The following is an 11,344-nucleotide window of genomic DNA, read 5'->3' on the forward strand; positions in this document are numbered from 1 at the left end:
CTGCGATCTCTTGAGCTTCTTTAAAAACGAAGTCAAAAGATTGCAGCCTGCGGCAGCTCCTGCAAAAGAGGGTTTCAGGCGATGTCTTCGGCCGGCGCGTCCAGTCCCATTGCGTGCAGGCGCGAGTAATAACCGTTTTGCGCCAGCAATTGAGCGTGGGTGCCGCGCTCGACGATCTGGCCCTGATCCATGACCAGAATCAGGTCGGCTTTTTCGATCGTCGACAGGCGGTGGGCGATGACCAGCGTGGTGCGACCTTTCATGACCTGGTCCAGCGCCGCCTGAATATGGCGCTCGGATTCGGTGTCGAGGGCCGAGGTGGCCTCGTCGAGGATCAGCAATGGCGCGTTTTTCAACAGTGCCCGCGCAATCGCCAGACGCTGACGCTGACCGCCAGAGAGCAACACGCCGTTTTCCCCGACCTGAGTATCCAGGCCTTCTGGCATCTGCGAGATGAAGTCCATCGCATAAGCGTCAGTGGCAGCCTTTTCAATGTCTTCGCGAGGCGCGCCAGCCAGATCGCCATAAGCGATGTTGTTGGCAATACTGTCGTTGAACAGCGTCACATGCTGAGTCACTTGGGCCACGTGCCGGCGCAGGTTACGCAGGCGATAGTCTTCGATCTCAACGTCATCGAGCAGAATTTCGCCGACGTCGTGATGATAGAAACGCGGAATCAGGCTGGCCAGGGTCGACTTGCCGCTACCGGAACGGCCGACCAGTGCAACCATCTGCCCCGGCGCCGCCGTGAAGCTGATGTTTTTGAGCACTTCACGCTCGGTCCCCGGATACGTGAAGCTGAGGTTACGCACCTCCAGATGACCCTGGACCCGATCACGCTCGACCGTGCCGTTGTCGACTTCAGGCTCGACGTCCAGTTGCTCGAAAATGCTTTCGGCACCGGCGACGCCTTTCTGGATGGTCGAACTGACTTCCGACAATTGGCGGATCGGCTTGGGCAACAGGCCGGCGGCGGTAATGTAGGCCACCAGATCACCGGCAGTGGCATCACCGCGCAGGAACAGTACCAGGAACATCAACACGGCCATGGCGGTGTAGATCACCAGCTGCAGCATCGGCGTGTAGACCGCACCGGTCTTGGTCATGCGCAATTGCTTGTCGGTGTTGCCCTGGCTGGCGGCGGCAAAGCGACGCTCTTCGTAGGTCTCGCCGCCGAAGCTGCGCACCACGCGATAGCCCTGAATGGTTTCGGAAGCCACGTGGGTCACATCGCCCATGGCCACCTGGATCTTCTTGCTCTGCTTGCGGAATTTCTTGCTGGTGCTGCTGACCATGATTGCGATCAGCGGCAGGATCGCCAGCATCACCAGGGTCAGTTTCCAGTTCATCCACAGCAGGTAACCGAACAGGAACACCACCGTCAGGCCTTCACGAATCACCACTTTGATGGCATCGGTGGCGGCACCGGTGACCATGGTCACGTTGAAGGTGATGCGCGAAATCAGGTGCCCGGAGTTATGCGTATCGAAGTAGCGATTGGGCAGTACCAGCAGCTTGTTGAACAGCTCGACACGCAGGTCATGGACCAGGCCGAGGGACACTTTGGCCAGATAGTAGTTGCCCAGGAAAGAACCCAGGCCCTGCCACGCGGCAATCAATACGATCAGCAGCGGCACGGCCTGCAACAGCTGCAAATCGCGCAAATAAGGAACAGTGGGGAACAGCACCGCTTCAGGATTGCTCAACCCGTCCACAAAATACTTGAGGATCCCGGCGAGCATTGGCTGAGTCGAGGCGAAAATCACGAAGCCGACAATACTGAGTGCAAACATGCCCCAGTACGGGCGTACATACGACAGCAGGCGCAGGTAAATCTTCAAGCTCGACGGCGCAGGCGAATCAGGGCTAGTCATGAGAACCCGTTGTATGAGAAAAGAGCCCGCGAGTGTAACACAGGCCATTTTAGTCGCTGAGCTGCGGTAACATGGCCGGCTATCCATGCCTTACGGCGTCGAACTCCGGAGTATTGATGCAAGCGCTTGATCACACCCGATACCTCGCCCTGCGCGAGGGAGCACAAGTCCTTGAAGCGGATGGTTCGGGGGACAAGGTTTTGCGACTGACGGACGGCTCGATCCTCAAGCTGTTTCGCCGCAAGCGCCTGCTGACGTCGGCGGCCTGGTATCCGTACGCCCGGCGTTTTGCCGACAATTGCACAGCACTGCGTGAGCGGCAGATTCCCTGCCCGACGATCCGGGACGTCTATCGAATTGCAAGTATCGAGCGCGATGCCGTGCACTACGACCCGCTACCGGGGCAAACCCTGCGCCAACTGCTCGATAACCAGGGCGATGCCGATCCGTTGCGCGGCCAGTTGGGCGTGTTCATGGCCACGCTGCATGAACGGGGGATTTACTTCCGCTCGGCGCACCTGGGCAACATCGTGCTCACGCCGGAACACCAGCTGGGCCTGATCGATATTGCTGATCTACGGGTTTATCGCCGCCCGCTGCGCAAGTCCCTGCGACTGCGCAACTTCAAGCACATGGTGCGTTACCCGCAGGATCGCCAGTGGCTGCTCGACCGCCACGGCGAAGTCTTCATGCACAATTATGGCCGGACCCAGAGCATCTGTACGCCCGAAGAACTGAACAGCGCCCTGCAGAAGTGATTTGAATCGCTTCGCCTCCGGAGAGGAGGCGAAGCGCCGGCTTATGCCAGCGTGGCGCGCTGCGCGTTCAGCGCTCGCCCTAAAACCATTGCCGCAGGCAGCAACACCAGCGGCCACAGTTCGTCAGGGTTGCCGATCAGCAAGCTGCCATCGAAGTTCAGCATAACCAGCGCGCAGGCCAGGTACATGCCCCAAATATCGCGCAGGCGCCAGGCTTGCCAAAGCGTGGCCAGCATCAACCCGATAAACAGCACCAGGCCCACCCCTCCGGTGTACAACCCCAGGGCGACAAAGATGTTGTGCGGATGCTGGATTGGCATCCAGCCATCGAGCACTTGGGCGGTATGGAAGTCGATCCCGCACCCTAGCAACCAGCCGCAGTTGTGCCACTCACCGACCATGATGTTGAAGATTTCGATGCGATAGGAATCGCCTCGGGTCCAGAGCGATTGGTACCAGGCTTCGTTATGCACGACCGCATACAAAACCCCCAGAACGACCAGAGTGATAACCACTGCACTGCCAACCAGCCGCGGCCTGTGGTACAGGCCGTAAAGCAGCCAGATACCCACCAGGAACGCAACGCCGACCAGCGCTGTACGGGTCTGCAGAACAAAGACAACCGCGAAGATCGACAGGACAATGGCCGACCCGGCTTCAACCCATCGACGCGTCCTGAACCAGAATGGCAACGCCAATGCCAGCGAACACAACAACCAGACACTGGCATAGATGACGTTCTGCAGGCGCGATGGCAGCAACGCCACCCGCGTCCCGACGGCATATTCCCCAGTCACCCAGCTATAGAGCGCACAACAGAAGATGTACAACGCGAGGATCCAGAATTGCGCTCGAACAAACCCTGGGCTGCGAAAAAAGTGCGGATCACTGAAAGCACTGACCACCATGATGAACATCATCACGTAGAAGACATGCTTGAAGAACTGCAACTCTCCGGCAATCGTAGCCGGCACCAGAAACCACAGAATGAATGCCAGCCACCCCAGGGCCAGAGGCTGCTTGAACAGCCCCGCACCTCGTTCCTTGATCAGGAACACCAGGCCCGGCAATACCATCAGCCCATAGAACAGATTGTTGGTCCACTTCGAGGACCAGCCGATGACAAAGCTCAACAGGAACAGACAAAGCGCTGTTCCGAAGTAAGCTGAAACGGTGAATTTTCCGCTTTTCATACCGCTAGAAACCATGAAGCACCCAACCCGCCACCAGCCCTACGACAAGTGCCACAACAAGCTTGATTCGGTCGAGACGCTTGCGCCGCTTCTTGTTCACCCGCTCTTCGGGAACGACAACGTGCTCACCGAAGCCCGTGTGCAACACCGCATCGTTTTCCAGGATCAACGCGTAGCGGTTTTTCGCCGCATACAATCGCGACAAGTCTTTTTCACCGGAGAACCCGGAGTACGGCGCATGCAGTAAATAGTCGGCACGACGGCGCAAACCCGGGTTAAAGGAAAAACCCTGCCAGTCAGCCTTCTGCGAGCCGAGCACATAAAAAGGAATGCCGTGGCTGACTTTCCGCTCGCCCAGGAACACATAAGGGCTGTGAACCATCAGATCGTGGTTGAAGCTGCGTAGCCACACTTGCAGGGCCTGCGGGTCTTCTTCCAGCAAGCATTGGGATTCTTCGATAAACCCTTCACGGTAGAAGTCCCAGTCATCTTCGCAATGGAAAATCCACGAGGTCTCGACCTGAGCATAAGCAGCGTCGATGGACTTCAACTGCCCCAGGCGCGGGTTGTTGATGAAAAATTGCGTATGCGCCCGCCAGTGTTCCGGGATACAGGCTTCGACAGCGCTATCGCCGGAATCCTCGGTGATGAACACTTTACGGATGGGAGCCGTGTTGAAGCGGTCAAACGTCTCCAGGGTTCGCTTCAACAGGTCGAAGCGACCGCAACTGGTGATGACGACCGAAATGTCGCTAGTCTCGCTGAACAGCATTTATTTACACCGCACCCTTGGTTGTTGAGTCACCCGGCCTTACAGCCCCAGCGACAAGCGTAATTTTTCTTTCCAGCTCAACGGAACCCGTTCGCGCAGCGGCTCACGCATCGCCTCGACAATCGCATGCCCCACCGCACGGAAGGTGTAACGCTGTTCTACCAGTGCCTGCCCGGCCAATGAAATGGCTTCGGTCAGCTCCGGTGATTCACGTAGTACCGCCAGCTTCTCCTGGAGCTCTTCTCGAGTCCGATACAACACAATGTTCTGCATGTCGACAAAGCCCAGGGCGCGATTTTCGTCTTCTCCCTGGTCGTACGCAAAGAGAACGCAACCGCAGGCCATGGCCTCGAAGTTCTTGATCATGTATTCGCCCATGCCGACGTCGGCACTGACGAAACAACGGATCCGGCTCAACGTTTCGCAGTATTCCTCACCCGACTTGGTGCGGGTGATCAGCAGGTTTTCGACTTCTGCCACCGATTCGAGCATGGCCTTGCGTCCGGCATAAGCCACGCTGTTGAGGCTGCCGACAAAGCCCAACTCGATATCACGCTCGAGCTGGCGGTTCTGCAACAGTGCCTGGTCGTAGCCCTTGGGCACGAAATGGGCATCAAAACCCTCTTCGCGCAAACGCTGGCTGACCATGTACCCGGAGCTGATCACGCGCGCCCAGGGCAATTTACGGTAGTGCGCACTGAACTTGCCGGTGTATTTGCACGGGATGTAATTCTGATACGCATCGTGCTCAAGGATAACCAGATTGGGCAGGGTCTGTATGAACGCAACCTGTCTGATCTCCTTTTTGAAGCGCAGGAAAAAAACGATGCGATCGTAAAGGCTCACGTCGACGTGCTTGCGGAAATAGCCACGCAAGTCGTCCTGCTCCGCACTGGTCAGTTCCCGCTTGTCGCAGTCGCACTGCTCGGCGATCCCGTCATACAGCCGATCGAGGATCGCACGCTGCTCTTTCTGCACCAGAAACAGAACTTTCAATTGGTCTCTCTCTTGCCAGCCAGCTCTTGAACCCAGAACAACTCGTGGCGTCGCACTGTTTTACGGAAGAACTCATTATCCCCGAAAGCCGGCCAACGCCGGGCCGCGAGGCAACGTTGAATCCCTCGGCGAAGCAGACGCTTGAACGGCATCCGGGGTTGAAGGTCGTGCATCATGCCCAACGACATGGCCTTGCGCCACTGCATTTCAGACGACAGGCAAGGTGTCCACGGCCGCAGCGGTGCGTTTGCGCCGATTTGCGGAGGCAGTGCCACACCCGTGCCGGCCTCGCCCATCGGCCAGCGATCGTTGTCGTGTAAATGGTTGGCGTAATGCAACAGCGTTTCCGGCTGCCAGACGGTGCCGTTCAATGCCTGCATCACCGCTTGCTGGGAGCATAGATGGTCTGGATGCGGATCAAAGGTCGGATGTGGCAAAACAATGACCTGAGGCTGGATTCGCTCGATTAATTCACTCAAGTCGGCCAGCAAGTTGTTCCAGGACGGTACGCCGTCGGCATCGCTGGCCAGGGAAAATGGATTGAAGCGGCGGAAGTAACGGGTGTCGCCAAGCTGCGCTTCACGGGAGGCCACAGGTTCCTTCGGCGCGCTCTGCATGGCGGGCAGTTGCAGGCAGAAATACCCCAACTGGATGCAACGTGCCTGGGGCACGCCACCCCACAACGGCACGCTGACACTGTCCCAGGCCCGCAGCGAACCTTTCAGGCGTGACGCTTCAACACCGTCGAGGCCCATCTGTTGATAATGCTCGGCTTCGATCTCGCCGGCGGTCAGGGTCACGATCCAGCTTTCGCTGGCGCGACTGTACAAACCGAAGGCAGCCAGTTCCGCGTCATCGGCGTGGGGCGCGATGACCATCACCCGTTGACGACTGTAATCCGGATGTTCGAACGCCCACAGCACCGGCTCGCCGAGCAGGCGGCAGAAGCGACCGCGCAAGCGCAGTTCGCCTTTGGACAGCACCTGCGCCTGGCCACTGAGGTTGAGGTAACGCAAGCCGTCTACGCCGCGCTCGAAGGTCTGCCGGTCCGGGTTGTCACCGCCGGTCAACTCGACCACCGGATCAAGGAAACGCCCCAGCCAGGTGCTTTTGATCCGCAACGCCAACACCAGCGTCGCGTCTTCGACCAGCATGACGCCATCGTCCAGCCGCAGGCGTTCGCCGTTCAAGTGCACCTTCGGTTGCGGCGTGTACGGCGGGAAGCTGTATTGGTAATCGTCTTTGGGCGAATAGAACAAATGGTCGGCGAACCAGGCCTCATGGGCGATCCAGCCCAGGACTGCGAGCACCAGTGGCAGCCACCAGGCCACCAGCAGGCCCAGAACAATCAACAATCCCAGCGCGACCAGCAAGCCGATGCGCTTGTTGCGCCGGTGGCGCTTGAGCAGTTGTTGTTTGCGGCTCATGGGTTGGCTCATACGGTGAAGACCGGCACAGGGTTGCACCAGCGATCCTTATATTCCCGGTCGGCGCGGCCGAAGGAAAAGCGCAAGGGCTTGTCCAGCGCCCGGGCGTGTTCCCAAGCACTTTGGGTGTTGAGGAAGCTCAACACGCTGCCAGGGCTGAACGCCCGGGTTTCAGGGTCAACGCCGCCATTGATGTATTCGACACTGATCCACTGAGGCGTTACGACGCGGTACACCAGTTGGATGGCAATCGGGGCATCGTTGAGGAAAATCACCGAGCCGATCAACAACTCGCGCAACAGCTCGATGACCTCTGCCATGCGCTCGGCGCCGGTCGCTGGAAAGCCCCAGCGGCGCTGAAACAGGTCGCAGTAAATGGCGGCCAGCTCGCTGCTGGAAAACTCCGAAACCGGTCGAACCACACCACCCGCCTCTTCCAGCAAGCGGAGTTCACGGCGCTGGTTATAGCGAAACTTTTTCGACAACTCTTCAGGCGTGCGGGCCATCGCCAGCTGTTCGGCCTGTAGCTTGATGCCCGTGAAACGGCTTTCGTTCAGGGCCGACAGGTAACGCCCGCGATGGCGCAGAGGTGCCTGGGCATCGGCGGCGGCCGGCAGGATGATCTCGGCATTGCCAAGGTCGAACAGGCCTTTTTTGCCGCTGCGCTTGAGCACATCCTTGGACAGGGCGAGATCGCGTCCCCAGGTCGGGATCGCAGCTTTGACTTCGCCCTCATGCTCCCAGGCCAAGTAACGCACCGGAATATCGGCCAACTGCGCCAGCCGCTCAACCACCATCGGGTGGGTCGCGACGCTGCCGCCGTAACGCTGCCAGGCCTCGGCATATATCGAGGCATCGGCTACCGACCAGCCACGTTCGCGCCAGCCTTGAAATCTGTTGAGCATCAGCCCCTCGGTGCCAGTTCGATAACGTGTGGCAATTGCCAGAAAGCATCCTGCACCGCGCGGTCGGAGAAGCGTTCACGCAAGCGGTCCAGCATCAGCTCGGCGCACTGATGACGCTGTTGATCGTCCATCACGGCCAAGTGTTGCAGCCCTTGCGCCAGATGTTCGGCATCGCCCAGCGGGAACAAAATACCTACGCCTTCGACCACTTCCCTGGCCCCGCCACATGCAGTGGCAAGCAAGGGTACACCAGCCGCCATGGCTTCGAGCAGCACCATGCCGAAGGGTTCGTGATCGGAACTCAAGGCAAAGACATCGAAGGCACGAAAATAACGTCGGGCCTCGGGTACCTGACCGAGGAACAGCACGCGATCGCCGACCCCCAATTCGCGCGCCTGCGCCTTGAGGTCGTCTTCCAGTCGCCCGCTGCCAAGAATCACCAGCTGACTGTTGGCGGGCAGGCCCGGCAGCGCGGCGGCGAAGCCATCAAGCAACGTGGCCTGATCCTTGTCCGGGTGCAACCGCCCGACGTTTCCGACAATCCAGGCATCCGCCGACAGCCCGAGAATCTCCCGCGCCTCGCGTGCCGACACCTGGCTGGCCTGCAAGGCCGGCACATCGATGCGGTTATAAAGTGTCTGGATTCGCGCCGCCGGCCACTTCGGCAGGCAACGTCGCATGTCATCGCGCACGGCGTCGGAAACCCCGAGCAGACTCAGGCGTTTGCGGAAAATATGAGCGAACAGCTTGCGAGTGCCGCGCTTGTAATCGTCAAACGCGTGGTGCACGCCAATTACCGGCAACGAAGTGCCCAGCAAGGCGATGTAGATGGGTTTGAAGCGGTGGGCAATGCAGAAACTGAAATTGCGCGAAGCGGCGATCTTGCGCAGATCGCCGATGGCGCCCAGCTTCAGGCCACGAATGGCCTTGGAGCTGTATTCCATGAACAACACTTCGTCGGAGGCGCATCCGGCGGCGACTTCAGCGTCTGCGACCCCGGTGAGAAACACCGTGGTCACCCGATAACCGGTCCCCGCGAACAGGCTGGCGTACTGCCGGGCGCAGTCCAGAAACGGCCCGTCATAGCCGTGGCAGAACTGCAACACATGGCGTTCAGCCGAGCGTGTCATATGCGTTCGCGCCCTCTTTGACCACCAGGATGTCTTCCATGATCAGATACTGTAGATCGGAACCGAAGAACATGTTCAAGGCGTCCGTCGGCGAGCAGATCATCGGCTCGCCACGACGGTTGAGCGAAGTGTTCAGCGACACACCGTTGCCGGTCAGCACTTCCAGCGCCTTCATCATGTCGTAGTAGCGCGGGTTGTATTCGCGCTTGAGCACCTGGGCACGGGAGGTGCCGTCCTCATGGACGACTTCCGGCACGCGGGTTTTCCACTCTTCAGCCACTTCGAAGGTGAAGGTCATGAACGGTGCCGGGTGATCGATCTTGATCATCTGTGGCGCGACGGTGTCGAGCATCGACGGGCAGAAAGGCCTCCAGCGCTCGCGGAACTTGATCTGATGGTTGATGCGATCTGCCACGCCCGGCACGCTCGGGCAACCGATGATCGAACGACCGCCGAGTGCACGCGGACCAAACTCCATGCGACCCTGGAACCAGGCCACCGGGTTGCCGTCGACCATGATCTTGGCAATCTGCTCCGGCATGTTGTCGAGCTTGCGCCACGCAGGCTTGTTCTCATGACGGGCACAAGCGGCGATCACGTCTTCATTGCTGTACGACGGGCCGAGGTAGACGTGTTCCATCTTCTCGACCGGTACGCCACGGGCGTGGGACACATACGCCGCGGCGCCGACGGCGGTGCCGGCATCGCCGGACGCAGGCTGTACGAACAGCTCTTTAATGTCGTCGCGGGCGATGATTTTCTGGTTCAGCTTGACGTTCAACGCACAGCCGCCAGCGAAGGCCAGCTTGCCGGTTTCCTTGAGCACGTCGCCCAGGTAGTGGTCGATCATTTGCAGCGCCAGTTTCTCGAACAGCGCCTGCATGCTCGCGGCATAGTGGATGTACGGCTCGTCGGCGATGTCGCCTTCGCGCTTCGGACCCAGCCACTCGATCAGCTTCGGCGAGAAGTAGAAACCCTTGCCCTTCTCTTTATAGCGACGCAGGCCGATGACGTTGGCGTAATCGGTGTTGATCACCAGTTCGCCGTTTTCGAAAGAGGCCAGGCGCGAGAAATCGTATTTGCTGGCGTCGCCGTAAGGCGCCATGCCCATGACCTTGAACTCGCCGTCGAGCATCTCGAAACCGAGAAACTCGGTGATCGCGCCGTAAAGGCCGCCGAGGGAGTCAGGATCGAAGAATTCCTTGATCTTGTGGATCTTGCCGTTTTCGCCGTAACCGAAGAAGGTCGTGGCGTACTCGCCCTTGCCGTCGATGCCCAGGATCGCGGTTTTTTCTTTGAAACCGGAGCAGTGGTAGGCGCTGGAGGCGTGGGCCAGGTGGTGCTCGACCGGCTCGATCTTGATTTTCTTCGGATCGAAACCCAGTTGCTCGAGGCACCAGACAATCTTGTTGCGATAGCGCTTGTAGCGACGGTTGCCCATCAGGATCGCGTCGAGGGCGCGGTCCGGGGCGTACCAGTAACGCTTGGCGTAGTGCCAGCGAGCCTTGCCGAACAGGCTGATCGGTGCGAATGGAATCGCTACCACGTCAACGTCGGAAGGTTTGATGCCGGCCTGTTCCAGGCAGAACTTCGCCGATTCATAAGGCATGCGGTTCTTTGCATGTTTATCGCGCACGAAGCGCTCTTCTTCAGCCGCCGCGACCAGCTTGCCGTCGATGTACAGGGCTGCGGAAGGATCATGGCTAAGGGCGCCGGACAGGCCAAGAATCGTCAATGCCACAGGGGTCTAGCCTCTTTAGTCTGCGTGCAGGCGCAGTGCGCCTCAAAAATTTATGTGCCCTCGCAAGGGGCGAGAGACAGCTAAAGGGCGGGATTATAGCGTAAAAGCAGCGGCAAGCCTCTAGCGGCAAGCGGCAAGCTCTTTCGACCCCTGTTTAACCTCGCGCCGGTCGCCAGTAGATCTGGATATTGCCGTCCACACCCTGCCGGTAAATCGTGTAGGGCAAGGCAACGGTATCCAGTGCGCAAGACAGGGTCAGGTCCAGCAGAACGAGCGGTACGAGGATTCCGGTGGGATCAGGTGGTGCGTTCAAGATGCAAAAATCATAAGCGAGGCCGCTATAGACCCGCGGGATGGACTGGCAATAGGTTTTTTGCTTTCGCAGCCCTTGAGCGGCGTCGGCGTCATCCTGAAGTACCGTCGAGATGCTCCCACACCCCGCCAACGCCAGCGAAATCGCGCCTGATGCAGCTGCCATTTTTATCGTCAAAATCTGCCCTCCGTGAACGTCAGGGCAAACTAGCATCGCGCTCATTCAGGCCACAGTT

10 protein-coding genes are annotated in these 11,344 nt (G+C 59.1%); 1 reads left to right on the plus strand and 9 read right to left on the minus strand.

Going from position 1 to position 11,344, the window contains the following annotated elements:
• Positions 1–74: 74 nt before the first annotated feature.
• Positions 75–1,874, minus strand: a complete 1,800-nt coding sequence (gene msbA / locus KHO07_RS26485; RefSeq protein ID WP_212625941.1) for a lipid A export permease/ATP-binding protein MsbA — start codon at positions 1,872–1,874, stop codon at positions 75–77.
• Between the two features lie 116 nt (positions 1,875–1,990).
• On the opposite strand from msbA, the gene KHO07_RS26490 reads away from it, so the two are divergent.
• Positions 1,991–2,632, plus strand: coding sequence for a toluene tolerance protein (locus KHO07_RS26490; protein ID WP_150735624.1), 642 nt, complete (start codon positions 1,991–1,993; stop codon positions 2,630–2,632).
• A gap of 41 nt (positions 2,633–2,673) precedes the next feature.
• On the opposite strand, the gene KHO07_RS26495 is transcribed toward KHO07_RS26490, so the two are convergent.
• The 8 genes from KHO07_RS26495 to KHO07_RS26530 form a co-directional block, all read right to left on the minus strand.
• A complete protein-coding gene (locus KHO07_RS26495) occupies positions 2,674–3,825 on the minus strand; it encodes an O-antigen ligase family protein (protein ID WP_212625942.1) in 1,152 nt (383 codons plus the stop codon).
• Positions 3,826–3,829: 4 nt separating this feature from the next.
• Positions 3,830–4,597, minus strand: a complete 768-nt coding sequence (locus KHO07_RS26500) for a glycosyltransferase family 2 protein (RefSeq protein WP_150735622.1) — start codon at positions 4,595–4,597, stop codon at positions 3,830–3,832.
• A gap of 39 nt (positions 4,598–4,636) precedes the next feature.
• Complete coding sequence (locus tag KHO07_RS26505) at positions 4,637–5,593, minus strand: glycosyltransferase (RefSeq protein WP_150735621.1); 957 nt, start codon at positions 5,591–5,593, stop codon at positions 4,637–4,639.
• Positions 5,590–7,020: a PIG-L family deacetylase gene (locus KHO07_RS26510; RefSeq protein ID WP_212625943.1), complete on the minus strand. Its 1,431-nt coding sequence runs from the start codon at positions 7,018–7,020 to the stop codon at positions 5,590–5,592. Before KHO07_RS26510 ends, KHO07_RS26505 begins: the two co-directional genes overlap by 4 nt.
• Before the next feature lie 8 nt (positions 7,021–7,028).
• On the minus strand, positions 7,029–7,925 hold the full coding sequence (locus tag KHO07_RS26515; RefSeq protein ID WP_212625944.1) for an antimicrobial resistance protein Mig-14: 897 nt from the start codon (positions 7,923–7,925) through the stop codon (positions 7,029–7,031).
• Positions 7,925–9,055: a glycosyltransferase gene (locus KHO07_RS26520; RefSeq protein ID WP_212625945.1), complete on the minus strand. Its 1,131-nt coding sequence runs from the start codon at positions 9,053–9,055 to the stop codon at positions 7,925–7,927. The genes KHO07_RS26515 and KHO07_RS26520 overlap by 1 nt, the downstream gene beginning before the upstream one ends.
• Positions 9,039–10,796, minus strand: coding sequence for a carbamoyltransferase (locus tag KHO07_RS26525; protein WP_056852329.1), 1,758 nt, complete (start codon positions 10,794–10,796; stop codon positions 9,039–9,041). Before KHO07_RS26525 ends, KHO07_RS26520 begins: the two co-directional genes overlap by 17 nt.
• Before the next feature lie 154 nt (positions 10,797–10,950).
• Positions 10,951–11,286, minus strand: coding sequence for a YceK/YidQ family lipoprotein (locus tag KHO07_RS26530; protein WP_212627695.1), 336 nt, complete (start codon positions 11,284–11,286; stop codon positions 10,951–10,953).
• Between the last annotated feature and the right edge of the window lie 58 nt (positions 11,287–11,344).

It is taken from the genome of Pseudomonas sp. PP3 (genome assembly GCF_905336995.1).
Taxonomy (GTDB): domain Bacteria; phylum Pseudomonadota; class Gammaproteobacteria; order Pseudomonadales; family Pseudomonadaceae; genus Aquipseudomonas; species Aquipseudomonas reinekei.